Raw genomic sequence first — 26102 nt, 5'->3', positions numbered from 1 at the left:
TCCCAAAGGGGACGGCAGGCCGTGGGATCAGGCGGTGGCTTCGAGCACGATGTTGGCAGCGCTTTCCTTCAGCTCGATGCCGAAGGCGCGCTGGTAGTGCTCGGCGACCAGCGCCCGCTCCAGCTCGTCGCACTTGTTGAGGAAGGTCACGCGGAAGGCGAAGGCGATGTCGCCGAAGATGTGGGCGTTCTCGGCCCAGGTGATGACCGTACGCGGGCTCATGACAGTCGAGAGATCGCCATTGATGAAGGCTGCGCGCGTGAGGTCGGCGACACGTACCATCTTGGAGACGGTCTCGCGGCCCTTGTCGGCGGTGAAGCCCTTGACCTTGGCGGCGACGATGTCGACTTCCTTGTCGTGCGGCAGGTAGTTCAGCGTGGTGACGATCGACCAGCGGTCCATCTGCGCCTGGTTGATCTGCTGCGTGCCGTGATAGAGGCCGGTCGTGTCGCCGAGGCCGACGGTGTTGGCGGTCGCAAACAGGCGGAAGGCCGGGTGCGGACGGATGACACGGCTCTGGTCGAGCAGCGTCAGGCGGCCGGAGGATTCCAGCACGCGCTGGATGACGAACATGACGTCCGGGCGGCCGGCATCGTATTCGTCGAAGACGAGCGCGACATTGTGCTGGTAGGCCCAAGGCAGGATGCCGTCCTTGAATTCGGTGACCTGCAGGCCGTCCTTGACGACGATCGCGTCCTTGCCGACGAGGTCGATACGGCTGACATGGCTATCGAGGTTGACGCGCACGCACGGCCAGTTGAGGCGCGCGGCGACCTGCTCGATATGGGTGGACTTGCCGGTGCCGTGATAGCCCGACACCATCACGCGTCGGTTGTGGGCGAAGCCTGCGAGAATGGCGAGCGTCGTTTCGCGGTCGAAGAGGTAGTCCGGATCCAGATCCGGGACATAGGCGTCGCCCTTCGAATAGGCAGGAACGCGCAAATCCGTATCAATGCCGAAAACCTCCCGGACGGAAATCGTGGTGTCGGGGAGGTTGGAAATGTCGAGGTCAATCTTGCTCATCATGTCTCCAGAGCGGCCACCGGACGGCACCCGCGCATTCGCCTGCAAAAGTGCTTCTGTATTAATCCGGGTTGTTAGCAGAAACCAGCCTGTTTTAACAATTGGTAGGCCTGAATAACCGCGCGAAAACGCTCTTCCGATCCTCTATCTCCGCCATTGGCATCGGGGTGATGCTTCTTGACGAGGTCCTTGTAGGCCGCCTTGATGTCGGCAGTGGTCGCCGAGGCTCCGAGACCAAGAGTTTCGAAGGCCTTCGCCTCGAGCGTCTTCAGCTTGCGCTGACGTGGCTCGGGACGACCGGATCGCGCCCGTGCCTCGCTGACAAAGCCGAAGGGATCGCGCATGCGGGCCTGGGCGCCGGCAGAGCCAGACCGCGTCTGCGACTGGGTCGGGCCGTTCTTCGCGTTCTTGTTGACGCCGACGGTCCAGGTGGGCCGATGACCGGTGATCGCTTCCTTCTGGTAGCGGGCGACCTCGCTGTCGGAGAGGCCGGAGAAGAAGTTGTAGCCCTTGTTGTATTCCTTCACGTGCTCGAAGCAGAACATGAAGTACTGCCCCTCGGCGTTGCGACCGACGGGCGCCCGGTGCACACCCTTCTGATCGCAGCCGTCCCACTGACAGACGGGAGCCGCCGGCTCTGCCTGCGGCTCGACCTTGCGCCGGGTTCGAATGCGATCGAAGTATTTTGAATCGAGTCTCATGGCGCTCATTATGGGGTTTGGCGGGAGTCACAACAAGAATTGACAAAGCGGAATGTTGCTGGCTTTGTGCGGGCATTTTGCGCCGCCGTGCCAGCGATTACCGGGTTCTTAACTGCGAGGGGGCGCCAAGCAAACAGCAAAATGGGACGGAAGAATGTCGCTCACCGAGACCATCGAAAAGAAGCTGATCGAGGCCTTCCACCCTGAACGGCTCGAGGTCATCAACGAGAGCCATCAGCATGCCGGCCATCAGCCGGGGTTCGATGGTACCGGCGAGTCCCACATGCGCGTGCGTATCGTTTCTAGCGCCTTTGCCGGCATGAGCCGTGTCGCCCGCCACCGCGCCATCAATGATCTCCTGAAGCCAGAACTCGACGCCGGCCTGCATGCGCTCGCCGTCGAGCCGGCAGCCCCCGGCGAGCCGACCCGCTGGTAGAGGCAATCGCGGCCATCACGCCGGCGGAGCACCCTCTTCCGCCGGACGGATGCGCAGCTTGGTAATGCGGTTCTTCACCCGCTTCATCACGATGAAGCGTTTGCCGTGGAAGGTGAAGGCCTGGCGCTCCTCCGGAATGCTCTTGGACTCGTGGATGACCAGACCGGCCACCGTCGTCGCCTCCTCGTCCGGCAGCGACCAGTCGAGCGCGCGGTTGAGATCGCGGATCGGCACCGAGCCATCGACGACGATCGAGCCATCGGCTTCCTGGCGCACGCCCTGAATGTCGAGGTCGTGCTCATCGGCGATATCACCGACGATTTCCTCCAGAATGTCCTCCAGCGTCACCAGACCCTGAACCTGACCATACTCGTCGACGACGATCGCCAGATGCAGCTTGCGACGCAGGAACGCGTTGAGCTGATCCTTGAGGTTGGTCGTGTCCGGCACGAACCAGGGCTTCTGCGCGATCTTGACGATATCGAGGTTTTCCGGCTCGACATTGGGTTCGGCCAGCGCCCTCAGCAAATCCTTGGAATGCACGACGCCGATGATGTTGTCGGTCGACCCGCGCCAGAGCGGCAGCCGCGTGAACGGGCTTTCGAGAATATCGCGGACGCAGGTTTCCGGCGGCTCGTCGGCATTGATCGCCCGCATGCTGGTGCGGTGGATCATGATATCGGAGATTTCAAGCTCGCCAAGATCGAGCACGCCGCCGAGCCGATCGCGGTCGGCCTTGATCACCGAGCCCTCGCGGTGCAGCAGGTCCACGGCGCCGCGCAGTTCCTCATGCGCCGACAGCATAGACATGTCGGAGGCCAGGTTGATGCCGAAGATGTTGAGCAGGCGCCGGACGATGCCGTTGACCAGGCTCGAAACCGGGCCGACGACGGCGACGAAGAGACGGACGAGCGGTGCCACGGCAATCGCGAAACGATCCGGCGAGGCAATCGCCCAGCTCTTCGGCAGTACTTCCGAGAAGATGACGAGCAGCACGGTCATGGCGAGCGTGGCGATCGCCACGCCGCTGTCGCCGAAGAGACCGATCAGCAGGCTCGTCGTCAGTGACGAGGCAAGAATGTTGACGAGATTGTTGCCGATCAGCAGCGCGCCGATCAGCCGGTCGCGACGCTCGATCAGCCGGTTGACGATGCCGGCGCGCTCTTCGCCGTTGTTTTCCAGCGTATGCATACGCGAGCGCGACGCGGCGGTCAGCGCCGTCTCCGAACCCGAAAAGAAGCCCGAAAGCACAAGCAGGCAGAAGACTGACAGGATCGACAGCCAGTACTCCGCCAGGAAGGCAATGAAGGCTTCGCCGGTCATTGCGGGTGCTTTTCCCTCAGGAAGCTCAGAACCTCGGAGGAAGGGACGTCATCGGCGACGAAGGACTGGCCAATACCCTTCGTCAGGATGAAGGTGAGCTTGCCGCCCTTGACCTTCTTGTCCTGGGCAATCGCGTCCATCAGCCGTTCTGCCGGAGGCAGTGTACCGGGAATTTCCGACATGCGCGTCGGCAGGCCGACCGCCCTCAGATGCGCCTCGACACGGGTTGCATCGTCGGCGCTCGCAAGGTTCATGCGCGTCGAGAACTGATGCGCCAGCACCATGCCGATCGAAACGCCCTCACCGTGCACCAGCCGGGCGCTGTCGTATTCGGTCGCCGCCTCCAGCGCATGGCCGAAGGTGTGGCCGAGATTGAGCAGCGCGCGCAGGCCATTTTCGCGTTCGTCCGCCGCCACGACGTCCGCCTTGGCCTGGCAACTGACTGCGATCGCCTCAATGCGGGCGCTACCCCCCGCAAAGACCGCCTGCCAGTTGTTTTCGAGCCAGGCAAAGAAGTCCGGTTTGTCGATCAGCCCGTATTTCGCGACCTCGGCATAACCGGCGCGGAATTCGCGCTCGCTCAAGGTGTCGAGCACGTCGGTGTCGGCCAGCACCAGATCCGGCTGGTGGAAGACGCCGATCAGGTTCTTGCCGTGCGGCGAATTGATGCCGGTCTTGCCCCCGACGGAGGAATCCACCTGCGCCAAGAGCGAGGTCGGTATCTGGATGAAGCGCGAGCCGCGGCGCACGATGCCGGCGGCAAAGCCGGTGAGATCACCGATGACGCCGCCGCCAAGCGCGATCACCGCATCGTTGCGCTCGATCCGGGCGCCAAGCACCGTTTCGCAGACCGGAATCAGATGTTCGAAGCTCTTGGTCTTTTCGCCGGCGGGAAGCACCAGCGACAGGGCGTCGATGTCGCACTCCCCAAGGCTCGCCATCAGCGGCTCAAGGTAGCGCGGCGCGACGTTCTCATCGGTGATGACGGCCATCTTGCGCCCCTTGAGGCGGGCGGCGATTTCCTCACCGGCCGCAGCAATCAGCCCGGGACCGATCAGGATGTCGTAGGAACGGTCACCGAGGTCGACACGGACCTTGCGTTCGGCGGCAGGCATCGCATGGCTATTCATGGGTCTTCTTGTCCTGATACTCGATGACGGCGGTGAGGACATCCTCGACCATCGTCTCTTTCTTCACATCGCGCGACAGCACCGTCAGGTCCGCTTCGGCGTAGATCGGGTAACGCGCATTCATCAGGTTTTCGAGCGTCTGCTTCGGGTTCTCGGTCTTCAGCAGCGGCCGGGTGTCGCGCTTGTTGACCCGCTCCCAGAGCACGTCGAGCTCGGCGTTCAGCCAGACCGTCAGGCCACCCTTCTTGATCTGGCGGCGCGAGCGCTCGTTGATATAGGCGCCGCCGCCGGTCGAGACCACGCGCGGACCGCTGCGCAAGAGCCGCTTCAGCACGCGCGTTTCAAGCGCCCGGAACTCGTCTTCGCCATAGCGGGCAAAGAGATCGCTGATCGTCATGCGCGAGACGCGCTCGATCTCATGGTCGGAATCGACGAAGGGAATGCCAAGCGCCTGAGCCGTCAACCGACCGATTGCCGATTTGCCGGCGCCCATCAGGCCGATGAACACGAGATTACGTTTACCGAGTACAAGCTTCGCCCGCTCGGCAAGCGTTGCGGAAACCGGTTCGATCACGTCGTTCATTGGACTTCTTATTCCCCATTCCCTTTCGGTATCGACAAATCGGGGTGTAGCGTCAAGTCGTCGCGCGCGTCCGCTCACGGTTCTTGAACTCGGCGGAAGCGGCGTTCATATAGGTCTGGCACCCGCCACAGCGTCGCGCGCTCATTCCGAGCGCCTGAAACGCACTGGCCGTTTGAACGCCTGCATGTATCCTTGCGTCCGCTTCGATCGAAAGGCACATGCAGAGGAGATTGAAATGCCGACCCTCTTCCGGTTCCTGTTCTTCTGCGCCGTAATTGCCGGGATAGTGTACGGCACGATGATCTCTCTCGTCACCTTCGTCGAGCCGACGGAGCGCGACGTCACCGTGAAGATCCCGTCCGAACGGGTGAACAAGACCCAATGAGCGATCTTTCCGCCGCCCATGTCGAGGCTTTCCTCGAAATGATGAGCGCCGAGCGGGGTGCAGCGGTCAACACGCTGCAATCCTACGAGCGTGACCTCGAAGATGCCTCCTCGCATCTGCGCACGCTCGGAACCGGGCTGACCGGGGCGACACCAGATGACCTTCGCGGGTATCTCGCCCATCTCGCCGGTCAGGGCTTCAAGGCCTCCTCGCAAGCGCGGCGGCTTTCGGCGCTCAGGCAGTTCTACAAATTCCTCTACGCCGAAGGCATGCGCGGCGACGACCCGACCGGGATCCTCGACGCGCCGAAGAAGGGACGTAGCCTGCCGAAGACGCTGAGCGTCGACGACGTCTCGCGCCTGATCGGCCAGGCGGAGACCGAGGCGGCAGCCGGCGGTACCGACCACCTCGCCAAATTGCGCATGCATGCGCTGATCGAACTGCTCTATGCGACCGGCATGCGCGTCAGCGAACTGGTGTCGCTGCCGGCAAGCGTGCTCGCTCAGAACGGCCGCTTCCTCGTCATCCGCGGCAAGGGCAACAAGGACCGCCTCGTTCCGCTATCACAGACAGCGATCCGGGCCATGCGGGCCTATGGCGAGGCGCTCGCCGAGGAGATTGCGCGTGAGGAAAGTGGCAACCGAGAGAGCCCGTGGCTCTTCCCCTCCTCGGGCAAGCAGGGGTTCCTGCCGCGCCAGGTTTTTGCCCGCGATCTGAAATCGCTGGCCGCGCGCGCCAGCATTCGCGTCGCCACGATCTCCCCGCACGTGCTTAGACATGCCTTCGCCAGCCACCTGCTGGCCAATGGCGCCGACCTTCGCGCGGTGCAGGAACTGCTCGGTCACTCGGACATTTCAACGACACAAATCTATACACATGTTCTGGAAGAACGGCTGCACAACCTGGTGCAAAACCATCACCCTCTTGCCAAACAGGCGAAAAAACAGGATTAGGACCGCCGGGCAGGCTGGTTTCGGCCCGCAGACCCTTGTCGCAAAATGATCGGAAACGCATCTCATGCACAACTATCTCGATTTCGAAAAACCCATCTCCGACCTCGAAGGCAAGATTCTCGAATTGAAGAAGCTCGCCGGCGAAGACGAGAGTGTGAACACTTCGGATGAGATCGAACGCCTGGAGACGCGCGTCCGCGACGCGATGGTCGAGATCTATTCCAAGCTGACGCCGTGGCAGAAGACCCAGGTCGCCCGCCACCCCTCGCGCCCGCACTTCCTGGATTATGCCGCCGAACTCTTCACCGAGTTCACGCCGCTTGCCGGCGACCGCAACTTCGCCAACGACGACGCCATTCAGGCCGGTCTTGCGCGCTTCCGCGGCATGCCGGTCGCCGTTCTCGGCCAGGAAAAGGGCAACGACACCAAGTCGCGCATCAAGCACAATTTCGGCAGCCCCCGTCCGGAAGGCTACCGCAAGGCGATCCGCGTCATGGAAATGGCTGACCGCTTCGGCTTGCCGCTGATCACGCTGGTCGATACCGCAGGCGCCTACCCGGGCGTTAACGCCGAAGAGCGCGGCCAGGCGGAAGCGATTGCCCGCTCCACCGAGATGTGCCTCAACGTTCGCGTGCCGATCGTCACCGTCGTCATCGGCGAAGGCGGCTCCGGCGGTGCGATTGCGATCGCCACCGGCAACCGCGTCTACATGCTCGAGCATGCGATCTACAGCGTCATCTCGCCGGAAGGTGCAGCCTCGATCCTGTGGCGCGATTCCACCCGCGCCAAGGAAGCGGCCAGCAACATGAAGATCACGTCCGAGGATCTGAAAGCGCTCGGCGTCATCGACGGCATCATTCAGGAACCGGTCGGCGGCGCGCACCGCGACCCGAACGCGGTCATCGGCCGCACCGGAACCGTGATCGCCGACGCGCTCAAGGAACTTTCCGGACGCGATGGCGACCAGTTGCGCACCGATCGCCGACAAAAATATCTGAATATCGGCCGTAACCTCTAAGCCGGATCGGCAGTCCTTAAGCGGGAGCGGGGCGGAAATCCCACGACCTTCCCCTCGCCCGATCTGATGGCCCGCGATTGCGGAAGCGGATTTCGCAACTGCAAAGCGGAGTGTGGCCAAATCTTGGCCATATTCATGAGGTCATGAACAGCGCATCGGCAGGGCCACCCTGCAGGGTTAAGAATTCGTGAAGTATAATCGCTTAGTGATTCTCTAAAAGGCCCACCCTCGCGGACTTGGGCTTTCCTAGTCGAGTTTGGGTTTGAACGGGCCTCTGCTGATGCGTTTCTGGAACCTTTTAGCTTCCGCCGCCATTGTCGCCGCGCTTGCCGGCTGCACCAACGAAACGCTGGATGCGACGACATCGGTCGATATCAAGTCCGTCAGGAACAAGACCGAGTATCAGGTCTCTGCCCCGATGGTCAAAAAGATGAGCGAGCTCGGGATGCAGAAGCAAGCCCCGATCGCGCTGCGCATCTTCAAGGAAGAAGGCACGCTCGAGGTCTGGAAGGCAAATACCGCCAACCGCTTCCAACTTTTGAAGACCTACAAGATCTGCGCCTGGTCCGGCAAGCTTGGGCCCAAGGTGAAGGAAGGCGACCGGCAGGCGCCGGAAGGCTTCTACCCGCTCTTCCCGCGCCAGATGAACCCCAATTCCAACTACTATCTGGCGATCAACACCGGCTACCCCAACGCCTACGACAAGGCGAACGGTCGCCAGGGCACACACCTGATGATCCACGGCGCCTGCTCGTCGTCGGGCTGCTACTCGATGACCGACGAGCAGATGATCGAGATCTTTGCGCTCGCCCGCGATAGCTTCAAGGGCGGCCAGGAAAGCGTTCAGCTGCAGGCCTTCCCCTTCCGCATGACCGCGGAGAACATGGCGCGGCACCGCGACAATCCGAATATCGACTTCTGGAAGATGCTGAAGGTCGGCTACGACCAGTTCGAAGTCACCAAGCGTCCGCCGGAAGTCAATGTCTGCGAGAAGAAGTACGTCTTCAACCAGCAGGCCTCCGGCCCGTTCAATCCGGGTGGCCAGTGCCCCGCCATGTCGACGCCGCCGGCCCTGCAGGTGGCGATGGCGAGCTTCGAAAAGAGCTACCAGACCGACTACGACAAGGCGATGAAGAAGTATGACGGCATGGTCTGGTACGAGCCAAGCGAAGCCGAGCGCAAGGCGATTGTCGCCAAGCAGCGCGTCGGCCGCGAACTCGCCTATGCGCCGACCGGAAACTCGCTTGACGCCGGCAAGATGATGAAGGCGAGCGATCTCGAAAAGAAGATCGCCTTGCAGAAGGAAGCGGAAGAAACCAAGCAGGCCGTCGAGATCCAGAAGAAGGAACTCGAAAAGGCGACCGATGGCGGCAAGCACGTCCCGGTCCCGGCCGCCAATCCCATTCCGCAGCCGGTGATGCAGGCGGCCGTCGAGCAGCCGAAGAAATCCTTCTGGAGCCTGTTCTCCAAGAGCGAGCCGGAATTGCAGATGCCGGCCCCGGTCGTCATCACGCCTGAACAGCAGGCTACTGCCGCACCGCAGACGCAAGCCGCCCCGGCAACGACCGCAAAGCAGGCGAAGGCGCCGGCCCCTGCCGCCCAGCAGCAGGCCGCTGCCGTGACCACGGCAACGACACCGTCAGCCGATGCGGCCGCCGAAGCGCCTGTTATGACGGAAGAGCCGCCGAAGAAGCGGCCGTTCTGGAAGATCTGGGGCAATTGATGCCGGACGAACAGAAGATCGTCTATGACCTGAGGGGGCTTAAATGCCCCCTTCCCGTTTTGAAGACGCGTAAACGCATGACTTCGCTGGCGCCGGGCGCATTGCTGGAGATTGAGACCACCGATCCGCTGGCGGTGATCGACATTCCGCATTTCTGCAACGAGGACGGCCACAAGCTTGTAGAGGCCGCACCCGCCGACGGCGGCCACCGGTTCCTCATCCGCAAGGGCTCGTAAGACGCCACGTCTGCCGCGCGGCAACGCTTCGATTACTGACGTGATTTAGAACCGCATGCCTGGCACGGCGAGCGGATTGTCGGACAACGCTTGGGCGTCTGGCCGGTCGATGCGCGGCTTGCCGGTGAAGGCGTCGAAGAGGTCGCGGACGAAGGCCTCTTCCAACCCCTTGGTGATCAGCACCATGCGCGTGCGACGGTCGTTCGGGTCCGGCCAGGCGGCGAGCCGCTCCGGCGTGTGGAAGACGTTCTGCACGCCATGCAGCACCAGCGGCCGGTCCGGCCTGTCGGCAACCGCGACGATCGCCTTCATCCGGAGCAGCTTCTCGCCATGCGCCGAGCGCAGGAGATCGATGAACATGTCGAGCGCCATAGGCTCGATCGGCCGGTCGTGCACGATGCTGAAGGAGCGGATGTCGCCGCCATGTCGCGTCACATCGTGATGGTGATGATGATCGTGCCCATGATCATGGTGGTGATCGTGGTCGTGATGATCGTGACCGTGGTCATGATGATGGTGGTCGTGGTGCGCCTCGTCCTGCAGCCAGCGGCCGACATCAGCGATCTTCGACGACGGGTCGTAGAGGCCACAATCGAACAGCTCTGCGCGCCCTGCTTCGGCGCTGTCGCCATCGATCAGCGGCGCGCGCGGATTGAGCGCGCGGATCCGCGCCGTCAGCGCATCACGCTCCGACGTTTCGGCAAGGCCTGTCTTGCTGATGGCGATGCGATCGGCAACGGCAATCTGCTTCAGCGCTTCTTCGTGGTTGGCGATCGTCTGCAGGCCGTTGACGGCGTCGACGACGGTGACCACGCCATCTAGCCGGAAGTTCTGCGCAATGATCGGATTGCCGATCACCGATTGCAGCACTGGCGCCGGGTCGGCAAGGCCGGTGGTTTCGATAACGACGCGCTTCAGCGGCCTGATCTTGCCGGTCTGCATGCGGTCCATGAGATCGGCAAGCGTATCGACCAGTTCGCCACGCACGGTGCAGCAGAGGCAGCCGTCGGAAAGCTCGATGACCCCGTCGCTGGAGGCTTCCACCAGCAGATGATCGATCGACACGTCGCCGAACTCGTTGATGATAACGGCCGTATCCGAGAGATCGGGATCCTTCAGCAGCCGGTTGAGCAGCGTCGTCTTGCCCGCACCGAGGAAGCCGGTAAGGATCGAGACCGGCACCGCCGACAAGGGACTAACCATCATGCACTCCGATCAGAAGGTCGGCCGCGGCACCGGGATCGGCACATTGGCGACATCGCCCTGGCCGGCCGGGTCGCCGGCAAGCTTCGGCGCTTTTTCGCCGCTGCCGGCGATCAGCCCGGCGAAGGCAAGCTTCAGCGGCCGGTTGATTTCGTGGATATAGGGCGAGAGCAGCTTCTGGCGGCCGGCTTCGTCGCGGCCCTCGCTGCGAACCTTCGCGGCCGCCTTCGAGCAGATCTGCTTGCTGACATCGGCCACCATGTCGCGCGTCTCGCCATAGGCCGGGATCTGCACCAGCGACGGCTTGCCGTTGCCGTTCGTCGTCAGTGCCATCTGCAGGAGCCGCGCGGACTCATCCGCACGCGCACCGAGGCTGTCCTCGCCGAGCACGACCGAGACGACGCTGCGCCCCTCGCGGGTGGCGGATGAAACCTGGTTGAAGCCGGAGGCGCAGATGAAGCCGGTTTTCATGCCGTCAGCCCCTTCGAAGCGGCCGATCAGCATGTTGTAGTTCGGATAATCCTTCTTGCCGGTGGTGAAACCTTCCAGCGAGAAATAGGAGGCGTATTGCGGAAACTCGCGCTTGAGCGTGATCGCGAGTACCGCAAGGTCGCGGGCGGTCGTGTACTGGCCGGGACCAGGCAGACCGTTGGGATTGATGAAGTTCGAGGAGGTCATGCCGATGCGGCGGGCCTCGGCATTCATCCGCTCGATGAAGGCGGGCTCCGAACCGGCGACCGTTTCGGCGATCGCGACCGCAACATCGTTTGCCGACTTCACCAGCATCATCTTCAGCGCGCTGTCGAGCGTCATCGCCTGGCCGGGCTTGTAGAACATCTTGCTCGGCGGCTCGGCGGCGGCGTTCTTGGTCATGATGACCGGGCTCTCGAGCGTGAGCTGACCGGACTTGATGGCGCGGAAGGCCGTGTAGGCCGTCATCAGCTTGGTCAGCGACGCCGGATACCATTTCTGGAAGATATCCTGGTGCTCGTAAACCTTCAGCGAATTGACGTCGACGACCAGCCTTGGATTGGCCGCAGCCGGCAGCGCCGCAAGAAGCGTGGCGCATGTCGCCGCCGTCACTCCGAGCGCCTTCATCTTGCCACGCGTGAAAAATCCTGCTGTCACCACGATAGGACCTCGAAAATCCGCTGTTGCCTCGTCTCGTCCGGCTATTTAGCCTATATGGCGAGGAGATGGCAAAGCCCATTCACGGGCAGTCGTGCCAATCCACACCGATACGCAGATACAATTAGTGATCGAACAGACCGACAGGACGAAACGATGCCGATACTTAACCGTGCCGCCGAGCTCCAGAATGAAGTCACCGAATGGCGGCGCCACCTGCACAGGAATCCGGAGCTCCTGTTCGCGGTCGAAAATACGGCAGCCTTCGTCGAAAAGAAACTGAAGGAGTTCGGCGTTGACGAAATCGTGACGGGGCTTGGCCGCACCGGCGTCGTCGGCCTCATCCGCGGCAATCTCGGCGCGGGCCGCACCATCGGTCTGCGCGCCGACATGGACGCGCTGCCGATCACCGAGACGAGCGGCAAGGACTGGGCCTCTGAGACATCCGGCAAGATGCATGCCTGCGGCCACGACGGCCACACGGCCATGCTTCTCGGGGCGGCGAAGTATCTCGCCGAGACCCGCAACTTCGCCGGCCAAGTCGCGGTGATCTTCCAGCCTGCAGAAGAAGGCGGCGGCGGCGGCAACGAGATGGTCAAGGACGGCATGATGGAGCGCTTCGCCATTGCCGAAGTCTACGGCATGCACAACATGCCGGGCATGCCCGTCGGCCAGTTCGGCAGCCGCGTCGGCCCGATCATGGCCTCGACCGACGAGTTCACCATCACCATCAAGGGCCGCGGCGGCCATGCGGCCCAGCCGCACAAGACGATCGATCCGATCATCGTCGGAACGCAGATCGTGACCGCCTTGCAGACGATTGCGTCGCGCACAGTCGATCCGCTCGCCTCCGTCGTCGTCTCCGTCACCAAGTTCAATGCCGGTTTCGCCCACAACGTCATTCCGCAGGAAGCCGTGCTTGGCGGCACCGTGCGCACCCTCATGCCTGAGGTGCGCGAGATCGGCGAAAGCCGCATCCGCACGATTGCCGAGGGTGTTGCCCAGATCTACGGCGCGACCGTCCAGGTCTCCTACAACCGCAACTATCCGGTAACGGTGAACCATGCCGACGAGACCGGTTATGCCTTGCAGGCGGCAGCCGAGATTGCCGGTGCCGGCAATGTCCAGCCGTCGCTCGATCCGATGATGGGCGGTGAGGATTTCTCCTACATGCTGCTTGCCCGCCCCGGCGCCTTTATCTTCATGGGCAACGGTGACACCGCCGGGCTGCATCACCCGGCCTATGACTTCAACGACGAGGCGATCCCGCACGGCATTTCCTACTGGGTGAAGCTCGCGGAAACGCGACTTGCCGCCTGAGGCACGGTTGGGAGGCACGATGCATCAGATCGACAAGATTGACCGACGAATTCTCAACATTCTCCAGGCGGACGGCCGCATCACCAATCTGGAGCTTGCCGATCGCATCGGCCTGTCGCCGACCGCGACCAGCGAACGCCTGCGCCGGCTGTTGAAGGAGGGATACGTCTCGGGCTTCGGCGCGCGATTGGACCCGCAGAAGCTCGGCTTTGGGCTGCTGGTCTTCATCGAGGTCATGCTCGACAAGACGACGCCCGACGTCTTCGACCAGTTCGCCGCCGCCGTCAAACAGGCGCCGGCCGTGCTCGAATGTCACATGGTGGCAGGCGGTTTCGACTATCTGGTCAAGACGCGGTTCGAGGACATGGCGGCCTACCGCAACTTCCTCGGCCAGGTTCTCTGGACGCTCCCGGGCGTCAAGGAGACCCGCACCTATGCTGTCATGGAAGAGATCAAGAACGACGGGCCGCTGCCGCTGGTGTGAGCCTCTGTCGCAGAAAAATAAAGGAACGGCCCGGGATCTACACAGATCCCGGGCCGTCTGCTTTCAGCTTAGGCGGCGTCCTGCAGCGATGCCATGTCGATGACAAATCGATAACGCACGTCGCTCTTGACGACGCGTTCATAGGCTTCGTTGATCTCTTGGATACGGATCGTTTCGATTTCCGAAACGATGTTGTGCTCGCCGCAGAAGTCGAGCATTTCCTGGGTCTCCTTGATCGAGCCGATCATCGAGCCGGAAATGCTGCGGCGCGCCGGCACCAGCGAGAAGGCATGCACCGGCACGGCGTTCTCCGGAATGCCGACCAGCACCAGATCGCCATCGACCTTGAGCAGGTTGAGGTAGGCGTTCCAGTCGATCTCGGCTGCAACCGTGCAGATGATCAGGTCAAACGTGCCCGCCAGCGCCGTGAAGGTCTCGGGGTCGTTGGTGGCATGGTAGTGATCGGCGCCGAGCTTCAGCCCGTCTTCCTTTTTGGAAAGCGTCTGGCTGAGAACGGTCACGTCTGCGCCCATGGCATGCGCCAGCTTGACGCCCATATGTCCGAGACCGCCCATGCCGACGATCGCGACCTTCTTGCCGGGACCGGCCTTCCAGTGGCGCAGCGGCGAATAGAGCGTGATGCCGGCGCAAAGCAGCGGTGCCGCAGCGTCGAGCGGCAGGTTCTCGGGGATCGACAGAACGTAGCCTTCCTTGACGACGATGCTGTCGGAGTAGCCGCCCTGGGTCGGTGTCTTGCCGTCAGCTTCGACGCCGTTGTAGGTCACCACCAGGCCGGGCATGTAGTGTTCCAGATCCAGATCGCGGGTAGCGCAGGTGGTGCAGGAGTCGACGAAGCAGCCGACGCCGGCGCGGTCGCCGACCTTGAACTTGGTCACCTTGGAGCCGACCGCCGTGACGATGCCGACGATCTCGTGGCCCGGAACCATCGGAAACGCCGAGTTACCCCATTCGTTGCGGGCCTGGTGGATGTCCGAGTGGCAGACGCCGCAATATTTGATCTCGATCACCACGTCGTCGTCGCGCGGTTCGCGGCGTTCGAAGGTGAAGGGCGTCAGCGGCTTCGACGCATCGGTCGCCGCATATCCTCTTGCAATGGCCATCAGTCTGTCCTCATTTTGGGAAAGGGTGCAGGTCCGGAGGGAGCCCGGCCTGACGCATCAGGACTATGAGGGTGCGCACGCTGCAAGCGTTAGAGCGATCCTGCAAAGTTTTTGCACGATCCTACAAGATTGACAGCGACATCCTGGAGATGGCACGTCGAGACCCTATCTGAGCGTTGCCTCACACAACGCTAAGCCGCTGGAAAGACCTGAGATTATGACAGCCACGCGACAGACTGCCCGTCCCGAGATGATCGACGTCATTGCCCGGTTTGCCAAAACCGACGGTGATCACATGACGCAGATTGCCGGCCTGAGCCTGCACCGCCACGGCGGCGACGCCCCGGTCAACTGCTCCGCCTACAGGCCGAGTTTGGCGATCATCGTGCAAGGAGCAAAGCGCGTGGTTCTCGGCGAAGAGACGCTGATCTACGGCGCCTCGGATTATCTGCTGACGTCGATCGACCTGCCGGTTCTGTCCCAAGTCTGCCAGGCCTCTGCAGACGAGCCCTATCTCAGCATGGCCTTCACGCTCGATCCGGGTAAGATCCAGGCGCTGCTTGCGTCCCTGTCGCAGCTGCCGGCACCCGCCGCCTCCGTGCGCGGCATGAGCGTCAGCAAGATCACTGTCGAACTCGAAGATGCCGCACTTCGCCTGCTGCGTCTGCTCGAGCGGCCGGACGATATCCCTGCGCTGCTGCCACTGATCGAGCAGGAACTCCTCTACCGGCTTTTGACCGGGCCGCACGGCCATCGCCTCAGACAGATGGCGACGACCGACAGCCAGCCGCATCAGGTCGGCCGCGCAGTCGCCTGGCTGAAGGAACACTATTCGCGGCCCTTGCGGATCGACGATCTCGCCAACCGTGTTTCCATGAGCGTCTCGTCGCTGCACCATCACTTCAAGGCGATCACCGCCATGAGCCCGCTGCAGTACCAGAAGCAGCTTCGGTTGCAGGAGGCCCGGCGGCTGATGCTGGAGGAGAGCCTCGACGCCGGCGATGCCGGCCATCAGGTGGGTTATGAAAGCCAGTCGCAGTTCAGTCGCGAATATGCCCGCCATTTCGGCGAGCCACCGATGCGCGACATCGGCCGCGTGCGCCGCTCGCTGCTCGAACGGCTTGCTCCGCAGGCGGAGATGCTGAGCGAGGGCTGACGAGGCGCCCTCGGTTCCGCTGGCGGCGTATCAGCTTCGCTCGATATCCCGCCTAAGCACGATCGAGGTGGTCAGATCCTCGACATTGTCCATCGTCGCCACCTCGTTGCGCAGCTCGTTGAGCGCATTGATCGAGCCGACCTCGACCTCGACGACGAGATCCAGCTGGCCGCTGACGGAGGACACCTTGCGGACCGCAGAGAAACCGGCAAGCCGGTCGAGCACGCCGATCGATGGCGTGCGCTTCAGCGTCACCAGCAGAAAGGCCTGAATCGTGCCCTCGTCCAGCTGGCCGATATCGGCGCGATAGCCGCGAATGACGCCAGCCTTTTCCAGTCGCGTGACCCTCTCGGTCGTCGCACTTCTGGAGAGCCCGATCCGGCCCGCCAGCGACTTCATCGGGATCCGCGCCTCCTGCGACAGAATGCTGAGGATGGTGCGGTCGATCGCGTCGATGTCCTGCATGTCCCCTCCTCCGTGCCTGCCGACAAGATGACGGTTATTATAAACATAGTGCCGGTGCAACCGGCATATTGCCGGATGCATCGGAGCACAGCCCATGCAAATCTCGTCATCGAGATGAGGATCCCCATGAACGATATGCTGAAGACCACGCCCGACTTTTCGACCGAAGCGGCAGCCGCCTTGCTGAAGGAGCATTACGGCCTCTCCGCTACGCTGTCGCTGCTTGCCAGCGAACGCGATCAGAACTTCAAGGTCGAGGCTGAGGACGGCAGCATCTCTATTCTGAAGATCATCAATGGTGCCGAGCCCGAGGTCGAAAGCGATTTCCAGACCGCACTGCTCGGCCACGTCGGCGCCCATGCCGCCGACCTGCCGGTGCCGCATATCCGCCCGACGCTGTCAGGCGCGAGCCTTGCTTCGACCACGAGCACGCGCGGCGTCACCCACCGCCTGCGGCTCGTCAGCTGGGTCGAGGGCCTGCCGCTTGCCGAAACCGGGCGCAACGATGCGGCGCTACAGTCGCTCGGACGGATGCTCGGCCGCTTCGATGCCTCGCTCAAGGGCTTCATGCATCCGGGCGCGCTGCGCGATCTCGACTGGGATATCCGCCATGCCGGCCGCTCGGCCGACCGGCTGCACCACGTCACCTCGGCCGAAGACCGTGCCTTGCTCGAACGCTTCCTTGTCCGCTTCGAAAAGACCGTGGCACCACGACTTGCAACCCTTCGTGCCGCCGTCATTCACAACGACGCCAACGATTGGAACGTGCTGGTCGATAAAGTCGATCACGACACCATTTCCGGCCTCATCGATTTCGGCGACGCCCTGCATGCGCCCGTGATTGCAGAGGTGGCGATCGCCGCCGCCTATGCCGGGCTCGACCATCCCGATCCGATCGGCGCCGCTGCGGCAATCGCCCGTGGCTTCCATGCGGAGTATCCGCTGGCGGAAGAAGAGGTCGACCTGCTCTTCGATCTCATCGCGATGCGCCTCGTCACGTCGGTCACGATCTCGGCGTCCCGCCGCGCCCATACCGACGACAATCCCTATCTCGCCATCAGCGAACGGCCGGCCTGGACGCTTTTGCGCAAGCTCGACCGCATAAACCCGCGTTTCGCCACCGCCATCCTGCGGCATGCCTGCGGCTTCGAGGCAACATCCGGCGCCCGCAAGGTTGCCGCCTGGATCAACGCGAACCGCAAGTCGCTGAAGCCACTGCTCGAACGCCCCGCCGCCACCTATCCGGCAGCGCTCGTCCCCTATGGCGACCCCACCCACCCGATGACGATAAAATCCGCTGGCGAACAGCCGGATGAAGCCCAGGCGATCTGGGAAGACTATTGTCGCGCGCATGGCGTCGAACTCGGCATCGGACCTTTTGGCGAGGAACGCACCGTCTATGCCGGCGAGATGTTCGTCTCGCGCTTCATCGACCACACCCGCCGCACTCGCCATCTCGGGCTCGACCTGTTCATGGCCGCCGGCACCAGGCTCTACACCCCGCTTGCCGCAACCGTCGTCAGCGTCGAGATCGAGAAGGACCCGCTCGGTTATGGCTGCCTGATAGCACTTCGCCATGAGCCCGAGGGATGCCCGCCCTTCGTCACGCTCTGGGGTCATATGGCGCACGAAGCCATGGGACGCATCAAGGCCGGCGACCGGCTTGCGGCCGGCGCGCTTGTCGGCGAGATGGGAGCGCCGAAGGAAAATGGCGGCTGGGCGCCGCATCTGCACCTGCAGCTTTCGACCGACACCGCTCTGTCGGCGACCGAAATCCTCGGCGTCGGCGAGCCGCAGTTCCTCAACGTCTGGACCGAACTCTTCCCCGATGCGCGCACTTTCGCCGGCATCGCCGAGGAGTTCTACGAGAAGAAAGGTCGTTCGCACGAGGAGATCGTCAAGCGCCGCAAGGAATTGCTCCTGCCGAACCTTTCGATCTCCTACGACAAGCCGATCAAGTTCGTGCGCGGCGAAGGCGTCTGGCTGATCGACGACAGCGGCCGCGCCTATCTCGACTGCTTCAACAACGTCTGCCACATCGGTCACGCCCATCCGGCAGTGGTCGAGGCGATGGCAAAGCAAGCGGCGATCCTCAACACCAACACCCGCTACCTGCACGACAACATCGTCGCCTATGCCGAGCGGCTGACGGCAACGCTGCCGAAGGAATTGACGGTCGCCGGCTTCGTCAACAGCGGTTCCGAGGCCAACAGCCTGGCGCTGAGGTTGATGCGCGTCCATACGGGCCGCGAGAATGCGATCACGCTCGACTGGTCCTATCACGGCACGACGCAGGAGCTGATCGACATCAGCCCCTACAAGTTCCGTCGCAAGGGTGGCAAGGGTCCGAAGCCGCATGTGCATGTGGCAACCATTCCCGACAGCTACCATGCGCCGGCCGACTGGCCGGTCGAGGAACACGGCAAGCGGTTTGCCGAAAGCGTCGCCGAACTGATCCAGGCCATGAAGGCCAAGGGCGAAGGCCCGGGCTTCTTCATCGCGGAATCGATCCCGAGCGTCGCCGGCCAGGTGTTCCTGCCGGAGGGCTACCTGAAGGAAGTCTATCGCCTCGTACGCGAGGCCGGCGGCGTCTGCATCGCAGACGAAGTGCAGGTCGGTTTCGGCCGCGTCGGCAGCCATTGGTGGGCCTTCGAGACCCAAGGCGTCGTGCCTGACATCGTCACCATGGGCAAACCGATCGGCGACGGCCATCCGCTCGCAGCCGTCGTCACCACCCGCGAGGTGACCGACAGCTTCAACAACGGCATGGAGTATTTCAATACCTTCGGCGGCAACCCGGTCTCCTGCGCCGTCGGTCTCGCGGTGCTCGACGTGATCGAAGGGCAGGATCTGCGCGGCAATGCGCTTTCGGTCGGCAACTATCTGATAGATGCCTTCCGCGCCATGCAGGCCCGCTACGAGGTGATCGGCGATGTGCGCGGCATGGGTCTCTTCCTCGGCATCGAACTTGTCACCGACCGCAAGACCAAAGCACCGGCAACCGAATTCGCCCGCGCCGTCTCCAACGGCGCCCGCCGCCGCGGCGTGCTGATGGGCACCGAAGGTCCGCATGACAACATCTTGAAGATGCGCCCGCCGATGATCTTCTCGAAGCGCGATGCCGATCATCTGATCGCCGTGCTCGAAGAGACTTTTGCGGACGTCGCAAGGACGCTCGGTTAAGGCCGGGTCGAACAGCAGAAAAACCAACCGCAATGACCGGGGTGCCCGACACGCATCCCGGCACGAAGACGCATGCCCTAAAAACATCAATGAGGAGAACAGGACAATGAAACTTGGAGTGAAATTTGGAGTTCTGGCACTGGCGAGCACGGCGTTTCTTGCCGGCACCGCCGCCAACGCCGGCATGCTCGACGTCATCAAGGAACGCGGCGAACTTCGCTGCGGTGTCAGCCAGGGCGTGCTCGGCTTTTCCGCGCCCAACGACAAGGGCGAATGGACCGGTTTCGACATCGATTTCTGCCGCGCTGTGGCTGCCGCAGCGCTCGGCAATCCCGACAAGGTGAAATACGTACCGCTGTCGACCAAGGAGCGCTTCACCGCCCTTCAGTCGGGCGAGGCCGACCTTCTGTCGCGCCAGACCACCTGGACGCTGTCGCGCGACACCGATCTCGGCATGAGCTTCGTCGGCGTCAACTACTATGACGGCCAGGCCTTCATGGTGCGCAACGACCTCGGTGTGAAGAGCGTCAAGGAACTCTCGGGCGCCTCCGTCTGCACCGAGACCGGCACGACGACCGAACAGAACATGGCCGACTATTTCGGCGCTAACAACATCCAGTACCAGGTCGTCGCCTTCGAAAAGGCCGACCAAACGATCCAGGCCTTCAACACCGCCCGCTGCGACGTCTATTCGACCGACGCTTCTGCGCTCTATGCCCAGCGCCTGACGCTGAACGACCCCGATCGTTTCGTCGTGCTGCCGGAAGTCATCTCCAAGGAGCCGCTCGGTCCAGCCGTCCGCCAGGGTGACGATCAGTGGTTCAAGATCGTGCGCTGGACGCTGTTCGCGCTGACCGAAGCCGAAGAACTCGGCATCACCAAGGACAATGCCGCAAAGCTTCTCGAAAGCGGCACGAACGCCCAGAAACGCTTCCTCGGCATCGAGAACGAAGCCGGCAAGTCGCTGGGGCTCGATCCGAAGTGGGCCTACCAGGTGGTTTCCGCCGTCGGCAACTATGGCGAAGTCTTCGAACGCCACCTCGGCAAGGACAGCCCGCTGAAGATCGATCGCGGTCTCAACAAACTCTGGAGCCAGGGCGGCCTGATGTACGCCCCGCCGGCACGCTGATCCCCAGGAGCAGTTCCGGCAAAGTCTCCCGTTTGGAATTGCTCATCCAAGGAAAAGCGCCAACGAGACGCCGCGGCCCTCCCCGCGGCGTTTTCGCTTTTACCAGCCTTCCTCCAGCACCCGGCCCAGCATGTCGGCGAAAAAGTCGGCGCTCTCGCGGGATAGGCAGAGCGGCGGCTTGATCTTCAGCACGTTCAGGTGGTCGCCGGTCGGCTGCATGATGACGCCGAGATCGAGCAGGCGGTCGCAGATCGCCGCCGTCTCCTCAGTCGCCGGCGACAGGGTCTCCCGATCGCGCACGAATTCGACGCCGAGATAGAGTCCCATGCCGTGCACCGCGCCGATCAGCGGGAAGTGCTGCCCTAGCGCTTCGAGCCGCGCCTTCAGATAGCCGCCGACCACCTGTGCGTTTTCCGGCAGCCGTTCTTCGGTCAGGATATCCAGGACCACCTGCCCGACGACGGAGCTCACCGGGCTACCGCCCGAGGACGAGAAGAAATACCCCTCCTTCTCCAGCGCATCGGCGATCTCGCGGCGGGTGATGACGGCGCCGAGCGGATGGCCGTTGCCCATGCCCTTGGCGACGGTAATGATATCGGGCACGACGCCCTGCTCCTCGAAGCCCCAAAAATAGTCTCCGAGGCGACCATAACCGACCTGCACCTCGTCGGCGATGCAGACGCCGCCGCGGGCCCGCACCATGGCATAGACCGCGTCGAGATAGCCCTTCGGCAGCGGAATACCGCCGGCATTGCCGTAGACCGGTTCGCAGATGAAGCCCGCGAGCTTCTCGTCCGCCGCGTCCAGCTCGGTCAGTTTCTTGACGACGGAGCGCACATAGCTGTCGGTCGTGTCGGCGCCGCGGAACTCGCCGCGATAGGTGTTGGGCGCGGTGACCGGATGTACCCAGGCCGGGCGGGTTTCGAGCGCCTGCGGATTGTCGGCGATCGAGGTCGACACTGCGTCGCTCGCGACCGTCCAGCCGTGATAGGCCTCGAGCAGGCTCACGATGTTGCGCGCGCCGGAATAGGCCCAGGCGAGCCGCAGTGCCAGATCGTTCGCCTCCGAGCCGCTGTTGACCAGAAACACCGTGTCAAGCCCATCCGGCGCGAGCGCTGCAAGCCGCGTCGAGAATTCGGCGACGGAGGCATAGTGAAAACGCGAATTGGTGTTGAGCAGCGACCATTGCCGCCCCACCGCGGCTGCAAGCCGCGGATGCCCATGGCCGAGAATGGTAACGTTGTTGACCATGTCGAGATAGCTGCGGCCCTCGATGTCGAACAAATGGTCCTTCCAGCCGCGCTCGATCTGCGGTGGTTTCAGGTAGTAGTTCTTCTGCGGCTTGGCGAAGTGCTGCTGGCGGCGGGCAAGCAGTGTTTCGCTGTGCGGCTCCGGCCCATCGCATTCGAAGCCGAGGACGCCGGCCGGCGACGGGCACAGGTGCTTCCACGCCGCCGCCTGACGCGGCACGACGAAAAGCGGAGGCACGAGACCATGCTCGCGGCAAAGCTGGACGCGGATCAGGCCGTAGGAGTGCTGTTCACCGGAGACGACGCCCAGCACGGCACCAGCAACGATCGTCTCCTCGAGGTCGGCACCGGCTTCCACGCCCTCGAGAAACAGGCTGGCTTCGGCCCCTTCGAGCACCAGCAGCCCGTCCTGCCGGACGATACGGGCGGCAAAGGGAGCGACAATCTCGCGACCGGCCTCCAGGCAGATATCGACATGCAGTGCGAGGGTGGCATCGGGCTTCGGTGACCGCAGCTGGGTCTCCGTCATCCGGTATTCGCCATAGCGCGTGGTCGCGATGCCGATTGCATGGGCGGCGTGTTGCAGCAGCGAGATCGGCAATCCCTGGTGCTGCCAGCGCTCCTCTGGCAACAGCGGGCTCAGGATCGAGAGGTCGATCTGGCGCACGTCAGTGGGGCCGAGCCCCTGGATCAGGCTCTCACCGGTCACTCGGGCCGAGTCCGGCGCGAAGCCGACGGCCGAAAGAATGGCGTGCTCCATCAGCGCAGAAGGCACCGATGACGCGACCTCGAAGATCTCCCGCTCATGCGCGGCATTGCCCTCGACGTAAGCATTGTCGGGCTCGCGGGAGAGCTGGTGTTCGGAGCTTGCGACCAGCACCGCAGCGCGCGCGACGATCAGCGGCCAAAGCGCCTTCAGTTCCACCTCGGTCAACGGGCATGCCGCATGAAACGCCTTGACCGCGGGTAGGATGAACCAGGGGTCTCCATCCGCATGATGCAGCAGCGAGGCGCAGGTGACAGCGAGTTCGGCAGCCAGCCAGCCATTGAGGATATCGCCGAAATCGATGACGCCGTCCGGCATCGCCCGGCCGGCGGCGTCGAGCCGGCTGACCACATTGTCGTCGGTGACGTCATGGTGGATCGCCTGGGTCCTGAGTTCAGGGGTAAGCGGCTGCAACCGCCGCATGGCGCCGACCATCACTTCAGCGATGCGCTTCTTGCGCTGCTGGTCCGCCATATCGGTAAGCAGATGCAGGACGACGGGGCCGGCGCGCCTCAGATCCCATTGCAGTTCCCGCTCGAGCCCCGGATGCTCGAAGTCCTCCAATGCCGACGCGAGCTGACCCGCCAGGCCGCCGAGGGCAGCCACGGCTTCGCGCGAAAGATGTTTGCGCCGGGTGAGCGGTTCGCCTTCGAGATAGGTGAGCAAGCGGATGCGATAATCCGCGCCGCGGACGGCAACGCTCTCGATCGCCTCGCCCTTGAGAGAGGGCACGACCTCCGCAACGCGTGCCGTCGGCAGACGTTTGCCAAGGTGCCGCAAGGCCGCATTCTGCGCTTCCAGTTCCAGCGGCTCGTATTCCGCCCGGCAGATCTTCAGCACATAGCGCCGCTCGCCGGTGTCGAGACGGTAGTTGCGGTCCTGCTGGCTGCCGAGTTCGCTGATCGTGCCCGACAGGCCATAGTGTTCGGCGAGCAGCGAACGCGCCTCCTCGGCGCCGACATCGGGTCTCGGGAGCTCGGTGCGAAGCTTCAGCGGGTCCTCAACCATGATCTCGTCATCCTCCCCTTAGGCGGTCGATCCTCCGAATCGACCGGAATGTTGTCGAGAATAGAGCGGGATCAAGGAAAAGATGTGCGGTTTCCCGATTACACCCACCCGCAACCTACTGCGACATGCCTTCGAGCCGATAGCGCGTGCCGGGATAAAGCAGCCGCGCTGTCGTCACATTGCCTGCGTCCGACCACGTGCGGCGCCGGATCATCAGGCACGGTTCGTTGCGGTCGATGCCGAGCAATTTGCATTCCCAGAGCTGCGGTGCGACCGCTTCGACGATCTGCTCGGTGCGGGTGATCGGCGCCATCGCCGTCAGATAGGCGTTCGGCGTCATCGCCTGGAAATCCTGCTCCAGATAGCGCGGGCAGATCGCCGGATTGACGAAACGATCCTCGATCTGGATCGGCAGGCCGTTTTCCGAGTGCACCATGATCGAATGGAAGACGCGGGCGCCGGTGGCAAGCCCGAGTGCATAGCCGATGTCAGGCGTCGCGACCTCTTCCTTGAGCAGCGTCATCAACGACGTATGGGCGTGGCCACGTTCATGGATCTCGTCGGCGATGTTGCGGACTTCGAGCAGCGCGGTGCTGCCCTTGTGCGCGGCGACGAAAGAACCGACGCCCTGCACCCGCGTGATCGCGCCTTCGGTTGCCAGTTCCCTCAGCGCCCGGTTGGCGGTCATGCGGCTGACGCCGAGGTCGGCAACGATCTCGTTTTCCGAGGGGATGCGATGATGGGCGGGCCATTCACCGCTCTCGATGCGGCTGCGGATGAACTGCTTGACCGCCTCGTAGCGCGGCATCGGGCCGTCTTCGAAAGCGATTGTCTCGTTCCGTTTTCCCAGTGCCGTCATCAACTCAAGCCCCGCCTTTCCGCGCCGCCGAACAAATCATGCGCATTCGCCCTCGAATCTTTTCGTTCATTTCACGCTTGCGCGCCAGCGTAAAATATCTATAGTTCCATATACAACTACGTACAGGAAAATGCACATGGCTAGTTTTCCCGTCAACCGGATCTTTGCAGAACGGGCTCTCCTGCCCGGCGGCTGGGCCGAAAACGTCGCGATTTCGCTCGACGCTTCCGGTCGCATCGCAACGATCGAAACCGGCACCACCGCCGCTAGCGGCGACGAGCGCACGGCCGGCCCGCTGATCCCGGCGATCGCCAACCTTCACTCCCACGCCTTCCAGCGCGCCATGGCCGGCCTTGCCGAAGTGGCGGGCAGCGGTGACGACAGCTTCTGGACCTGGCGCGAGGAAATGTATCGCACCGTCGGGCTGGTAACCCCTGACGACGTCGAGGCGATCGCCGCCAAGCTCTATATGGAAATGCTGAAGGGCGGTTTCGGCCACGTCGCCGAGTTCCACTATCTGCACCACCAGGCCGACGGCACCCCCTATGCCGACTCGGCCGAAATGTCGCTGCGCATTCTCGCTGCCGCCCGCACGACCGGCATCGGCCTCACGCATTTGCCTGTCTTCTACGCCCACGCCAATTTCGGCGGCGTCGCGCCCAATCCCGGCCAGCGGCCGTTCCTGCACGATCCTGATCGTTTCCTCGCACTGCTTGAGCGGCTCGCGCCGCTTTGCCGCGACGCCGGCCATACGCTCGGCTACGCCATCCATTCGCTGCGCGCCGCAACGCCCGAGCAGATGCGCATCATCCTCGATGCCGCACCCGTTGCCGGTCCGATCCACATCCATGTGGCCGAGCAGACCAAGGAAGTCGACGACAGCCTCGCCTGGAGCGGCCGCCGCCCGGTCGAGTGGCTGCTCGATGAAATGCCCGTCGACGCACGCTGGTGCGCAATCCACGCAACGCATCTGACGGAAAGCGAACGGCAGCGTCTGGCGCGTTCGGGCGCCGTTGCCGGTCTCTGCCCGGCGACCGAGGCCAATCTCGGCGACGGCATTTTCCCGGCGGTCGATTTCATGGCCGAAGGCGGCGTCATCGGCGTCGGCACCGACAGCCACGTGGCGACCAGCGTCGCCGAGGAACTGCGGCTGCTCGAATACGGCCAGCGCCTGCGCGACCGCCGCCGCAACCGGCTGGCCACCGGGCCGGGCGCCTCGATCGGCCGAACCATCTTCGACGCGGCGCTCAAGGGCGGCGCCCAGGCCGCCGGTCAGAAGGCGGCCGGCATCATCGTCGGCGCGCGCGCCGATTTCGTCGTGCTTGACGGCAGCAATCCCTACATCGCCGCCGCCACCGACAACCAGATCCTCGACCGCTGGCTCTTTGCACTCGGCGGCGAGACTGTCCGCGACGTCATGGTCGCGGGCGCGTGGAAGATCCGGAACGGACGCCACGACCGGGAGGACGATATCGACCGCGCCTTTGCGCGGGTGCTGATGAAACTGAAGTAATCGTCA

At 63.3% G+C, this 26102-nt stretch carries 23 protein-coding genes; 12 read left to right on the top strand and 11 right to left on the bottom strand.

Annotated features, from left to right (window positions below; translation table 11 throughout):
• Positions 1 to 27: 27 nt before the first annotated feature.
• Positions 28 to 1023 (bottom strand): cobaltochelatase subunit CobS, encoded by a 996-nt coding sequence (cobS, locus tag IB272_RS24240; protein WP_034806552.1) that lies wholly within the window; start codon positions 1021 to 1023, stop codon positions 28 to 30.
• A gap of 74 nt (positions 1024 to 1097) precedes the next feature.
• Positions 1098 to 1733 carry a J domain-containing protein gene (locus IB272_RS24235; protein WP_034806549.1) on the bottom strand — a complete coding sequence of 212 codons (636 nt, stop codon included), beginning with the start codon at positions 1731 to 1733 and terminating at the stop codon, positions 1098 to 1100.
• A 145-nt stretch (positions 1734 to 1878) separates the two neighbouring features.
• Between IB272_RS24235 and IB272_RS24230 the strand changes: the two genes are divergently transcribed.
• Entirely contained in the window at positions 1879 to 2160 is a 282-nt protein-coding gene (locus IB272_RS24230; protein WP_060518522.1) for a BolA family transcriptional regulator, read from the top strand.
• A 15-nt stretch (positions 2161 to 2175) separates the two neighbouring features.
• Here the strand turns inward: IB272_RS24230 and IB272_RS24225 are convergent, their stop codons facing one another.
• The 3 genes from IB272_RS24225 to IB272_RS24215 are packed head-to-tail and all read right to left on the bottom strand — an operon-like array spanning position 2176 to position 5196.
• Positions 2176 to 3483 carry an HlyC/CorC family transporter gene (locus tag IB272_RS24225; RefSeq protein ID WP_034806542.1) on the bottom strand — a complete coding sequence of 436 codons (1308 nt, stop codon included), beginning with the start codon at positions 3481 to 3483 and terminating at the stop codon, positions 2176 to 2178.
• A complete protein-coding gene (aroB, locus tag IB272_RS24220; RefSeq protein WP_192445203.1) occupies positions 3480 to 4613 on the bottom strand; it encodes a 3-dehydroquinate synthase in 1134 nt (377 codons plus the stop codon). Before aroB ends, IB272_RS24225 begins: the two co-directional genes overlap by 4 nt.
• Entirely contained in the window at positions 4606 to 5196 is a 591-nt protein-coding gene (locus IB272_RS24215; RefSeq protein WP_034806536.1) for a shikimate kinase, read from the bottom strand. The genes aroB and IB272_RS24215 overlap by 8 nt, the downstream gene beginning before the upstream one ends.
• A gap of 235 nt (positions 5197 to 5431) precedes the next feature.
• On the opposite strand from IB272_RS24215, the gene IB272_RS24210 reads away from it, so the two are divergent.
• From IB272_RS24210 to IB272_RS24190, 5 genes are all read left to right on the top strand, one after another.
• Complete coding sequence (locus tag IB272_RS24210) at positions 5432 to 5581, top strand: hypothetical protein (protein ID WP_034806731.1); 150 nt, start codon at positions 5432 to 5434, stop codon at positions 5579 to 5581.
• Entirely contained in the window at positions 5578 to 6534 is a 957-nt protein-coding gene (xerD, locus tag IB272_RS24205; protein ID WP_060581199.1) for a site-specific tyrosine recombinase XerD, read from the top strand. Before IB272_RS24210 ends, xerD begins: the two co-directional genes overlap by 4 nt.
• A 64-nt stretch (positions 6535 to 6598) precedes the next feature.
• Complete coding sequence (locus IB272_RS24200) at positions 6599 to 7552, top strand: acetyl-CoA carboxylase carboxyltransferase subunit alpha (protein ID WP_034806530.1); 954 nt, start codon at positions 6599 to 6601, stop codon at positions 7550 to 7552.
• A 280-nt stretch (positions 7553 to 7832) separates the two neighbouring features.
• On the top strand, positions 7833 to 9275 hold the full coding sequence (locus IB272_RS24195) for a murein L,D-transpeptidase family protein (protein ID WP_060581198.1): 1443 nt from the start codon (positions 7833 to 7835) through the stop codon (positions 9273 to 9275).
• Complete coding sequence (locus tag IB272_RS24190) at positions 9275 to 9511, top strand: sulfurtransferase TusA family protein (protein ID WP_060518528.1); 237 nt, start codon at positions 9275 to 9277, stop codon at positions 9509 to 9511. The genes IB272_RS24195 and IB272_RS24190 overlap by 1 nt, the downstream gene beginning before the upstream one ends.
• A gap of 45 nt (positions 9512 to 9556) precedes the next feature.
• Here IB272_RS24190 and IB272_RS24185 read toward each other — a convergent pair whose 3' ends face one another.
• Positions 9557 to 10714: a GTP-binding protein gene (locus tag IB272_RS24185; protein WP_060581197.1), complete on the bottom strand. Its 1158-nt coding sequence runs from the start codon at positions 10712 to 10714 to the stop codon at positions 9557 to 9559.
• 12 nt (positions 10715 to 10726) lie between these two features.
• A complete protein-coding gene (locus IB272_RS24180; protein WP_089044556.1) occupies positions 10727 to 11812 on the bottom strand; it encodes a D-alanyl-D-alanine carboxypeptidase family protein in 1086 nt (361 codons plus the stop codon).
• A gap of 186 nt (positions 11813 to 11998) precedes the next feature.
• On the opposite strand from IB272_RS24180, the gene IB272_RS24175 reads away from it, so the two are divergent.
• Together IB272_RS24175 and IB272_RS24170 are read left to right on the top strand one after the other, a co-directional pair.
• Positions 11999 to 13162 (top strand): M20 aminoacylase family protein, encoded by a 1164-nt coding sequence (locus IB272_RS24175; RefSeq protein ID WP_034806520.1) that lies wholly within the window; start codon positions 11999 to 12001, stop codon positions 13160 to 13162.
• A 19-nt stretch (positions 13163 to 13181) separates the two neighbouring features.
• A complete protein-coding gene (locus tag IB272_RS24170; protein WP_034806518.1) occupies positions 13182 to 13646 on the top strand; it encodes an Lrp/AsnC ligand binding domain-containing protein in 465 nt (154 codons plus the stop codon).
• A gap of 68 nt (positions 13647 to 13714) precedes the next feature.
• Here the strand turns inward: IB272_RS24170 and IB272_RS24165 are convergent, their stop codons facing one another.
• Entirely contained in the window at positions 13715 to 14767 is a 1053-nt protein-coding gene (locus IB272_RS24165; protein WP_060581196.1) for an NAD(P)-dependent alcohol dehydrogenase, read from the bottom strand.
• A gap of 217 nt (positions 14768 to 14984) precedes the next feature.
• Here IB272_RS24165 and IB272_RS24160 point away from each other — a divergent pair, with 217 nt between their 5' ends.
• Positions 14985 to 15923: an AraC family transcriptional regulator gene (locus tag IB272_RS24160; RefSeq protein ID WP_060581195.1), complete on the top strand. Its 939-nt coding sequence runs from the start codon at positions 14985 to 14987 to the stop codon at positions 15921 to 15923.
• 30 nt (positions 15924 to 15953) lie between these two features.
• Here IB272_RS24160 and IB272_RS24155 read toward each other — a convergent pair whose 3' ends face one another.
• Entirely contained in the window at positions 15954 to 16388 is a 435-nt protein-coding gene (locus IB272_RS24155) for an Lrp/AsnC family transcriptional regulator (protein ID WP_034806510.1), read from the bottom strand.
• A 126-nt stretch (positions 16389 to 16514) separates the two neighbouring features.
• On the opposite strand from IB272_RS24155, the gene IB272_RS24150 reads away from it, so the two are divergent.
• Together IB272_RS24150 and IB272_RS24145 are read left to right on the top strand one after the other, a co-directional pair.
• Complete coding sequence (locus IB272_RS24150; protein ID WP_060581194.1) at positions 16515 to 19571, top strand: aminotransferase class III-fold pyridoxal phosphate-dependent enzyme; 3057 nt, start codon at positions 16515 to 16517, stop codon at positions 19569 to 19571.
• A 118-nt stretch (positions 19572 to 19689) separates the two neighbouring features.
• Positions 19690 to 20700, top strand: a complete 1011-nt coding sequence (locus tag IB272_RS24145) for an amino acid ABC transporter substrate-binding protein (RefSeq protein WP_082566314.1) — start codon at positions 19690 to 19692, stop codon at positions 20698 to 20700.
• Between the two features lie 99 nt (positions 20701 to 20799).
• Here the strand turns inward: IB272_RS24145 and IB272_RS24140 are convergent, their stop codons facing one another.
• Both IB272_RS24140 and hutC read right to left on the bottom strand, forming a co-directional pair.
• The gene (locus IB272_RS24140; protein ID WP_060581193.1) at positions 20800 to 23724 is read right to left on the bottom strand and encodes an aminotransferase; all 2925 of its coding nucleotides are present in this window, start codon (positions 23722 to 23724) and stop codon (positions 20800 to 20802) included.
• 115 nt (positions 23725 to 23839) lie between these two features.
• On the bottom strand, positions 23840 to 24583 hold the full coding sequence (gene hutC, locus IB272_RS24135; protein ID WP_034806500.1) for a histidine utilization repressor: 744 nt from the start codon (positions 24581 to 24583) through the stop codon (positions 23840 to 23842).
• Between the two features lie 136 nt (positions 24584 to 24719).
• On the opposite strand from hutC, the gene hutF reads away from it, so the two are divergent.
• A complete protein-coding gene (hutF, locus tag IB272_RS24130; RefSeq protein WP_060581192.1) occupies positions 24720 to 26096 on the top strand; it encodes a formimidoylglutamate deiminase in 1377 nt (458 codons plus the stop codon).
• Positions 26097 to 26102: the final 6 nt, after the last annotated feature.

Source organism: Ensifer sp. ENS08, from assembly GCF_014852195.1.
Taxonomy (GTDB): Bacteria; Pseudomonadota; Alphaproteobacteria; order Rhizobiales; family Rhizobiaceae; genus Ensifer; species Ensifer adhaerens.
Note: the sequence above shows the minus strand (reverse complement) of the source record. Positions and strands in the feature narration are given on the sequence as shown.

What these genes read in the sequence shown, in the direction of transcription:
- IB272_RS24165 (WP_060581196.1), bottom strand. Translation starts at nt 14,767, where the DNA reads ATGGCCATTGCAAGAGGATATGCGGCGACCGATGCGTCGAAGCCGCTG.
- IB272_RS24180 (WP_089044556.1), bottom strand. Translation starts at nt 11,812, where the DNA reads ATGAAGGCGCTCGGAGTGACGGCGGCGACATGCGCCACGCTTCTTGCG.
- IB272_RS24235 (WP_034806549.1), bottom strand. Translation starts at nt 1,733, where the DNA reads ATGAGCGCCATGAGACTCGATTCAAAATACTTCGATCGCATTCGAACC.
- IB272_RS24190 (WP_060518528.1), top strand. Translation starts at nt 9,275, where the DNA reads ATGCCGGACGAACAGAAGATCGTCTATGACCTGAGGGGGCTTAAATGC.
- xerD (WP_060581199.1), top strand. Translation starts at nt 5,578, where the DNA reads ATGAGCGATCTTTCCGCCGCCCATGTCGAGGCTTTCCTCGAAATGATG.
- IB272_RS24215 (WP_034806536.1), bottom strand. Translation starts at nt 5,196, where the DNA reads ATGAACGACGTGATCGAACCGGTTTCCGCAACGCTTGCCGAGCGGGCG.
- aroB (WP_192445203.1), bottom strand. Translation starts at nt 4,613, where the DNA reads ATGAATAGCCATGCGATGCCTGCCGCCGAACGCAAGGTCCGTGTCGAC.
- IB272_RS24175 (WP_034806520.1), top strand. Translation starts at nt 11,999, where the DNA reads ATGCCGATACTTAACCGTGCCGCCGAGCTCCAGAATGAAGTCACCGAA.
- hutC (WP_034806500.1), bottom strand. Translation starts at nt 24,583, where the DNA reads ATGACGGCACTGGGAAAACGGAACGAGACAATCGCTTTCGAAGACGGC.
- IB272_RS24200 (WP_034806530.1), top strand. Translation starts at nt 6,599, where the DNA reads ATGCACAACTATCTCGATTTCGAAAAACCCATCTCCGACCTCGAAGGC.
- IB272_RS24150 (WP_060581194.1), top strand. Translation starts at nt 16,515, where the DNA reads ATGAACGATATGCTGAAGACCACGCCCGACTTTTCGACCGAAGCGGCA.
- cobS (WP_034806552.1), bottom strand. Translation starts at nt 1,023, where the DNA reads ATGAGCAAGATTGACCTCGACATTTCCAACCTCCCCGACACCACGATT.
- IB272_RS24155 (WP_034806510.1), bottom strand. Translation starts at nt 16,388, where the DNA reads ATGCAGGACATCGACGCGATCGACCGCACCATCCTCAGCATTCTGTCG.
- IB272_RS24225 (WP_034806542.1), bottom strand. Translation starts at nt 3,483, where the DNA reads ATGACCGGCGAAGCCTTCATTGCCTTCCTGGCGGAGTACTGGCTGTCG.
- IB272_RS24170 (WP_034806518.1), top strand. Translation starts at nt 13,182, where the DNA reads ATGCATCAGATCGACAAGATTGACCGACGAATTCTCAACATTCTCCAG.
- IB272_RS24210 (WP_034806731.1), top strand. Translation starts at nt 5,432, where the DNA reads ATGCCGACCCTCTTCCGGTTCCTGTTCTTCTGCGCCGTAATTGCCGGG.
- IB272_RS24185 (WP_060581197.1), bottom strand. Translation starts at nt 10,714, where the DNA reads ATGGTTAGTCCCTTGTCGGCGGTGCCGGTCTCGATCCTTACCGGCTTC.
- IB272_RS24195 (WP_060581198.1), top strand. Translation starts at nt 7,833, where the DNA reads ATGCGTTTCTGGAACCTTTTAGCTTCCGCCGCCATTGTCGCCGCGCTT.
- IB272_RS24230 (WP_060518522.1), top strand. Translation starts at nt 1,879, where the DNA reads ATGTCGCTCACCGAGACCATCGAAAAGAAGCTGATCGAGGCCTTCCAC.
- hutF (WP_060581192.1), top strand. Translation starts at nt 24,720, where the DNA reads ATGGCTAGTTTTCCCGTCAACCGGATCTTTGCAGAACGGGCTCTCCTG.
- IB272_RS24140 (WP_060581193.1), bottom strand. Translation starts at nt 23,724, where the DNA reads ATGGTTGAGGACCCGCTGAAGCTTCGCACCGAGCTCCCGAGACCCGAT.
- IB272_RS24160 (WP_060581195.1), top strand. Translation starts at nt 14,985, where the DNA reads ATGACAGCCACGCGACAGACTGCCCGTCCCGAGATGATCGACGTCATT.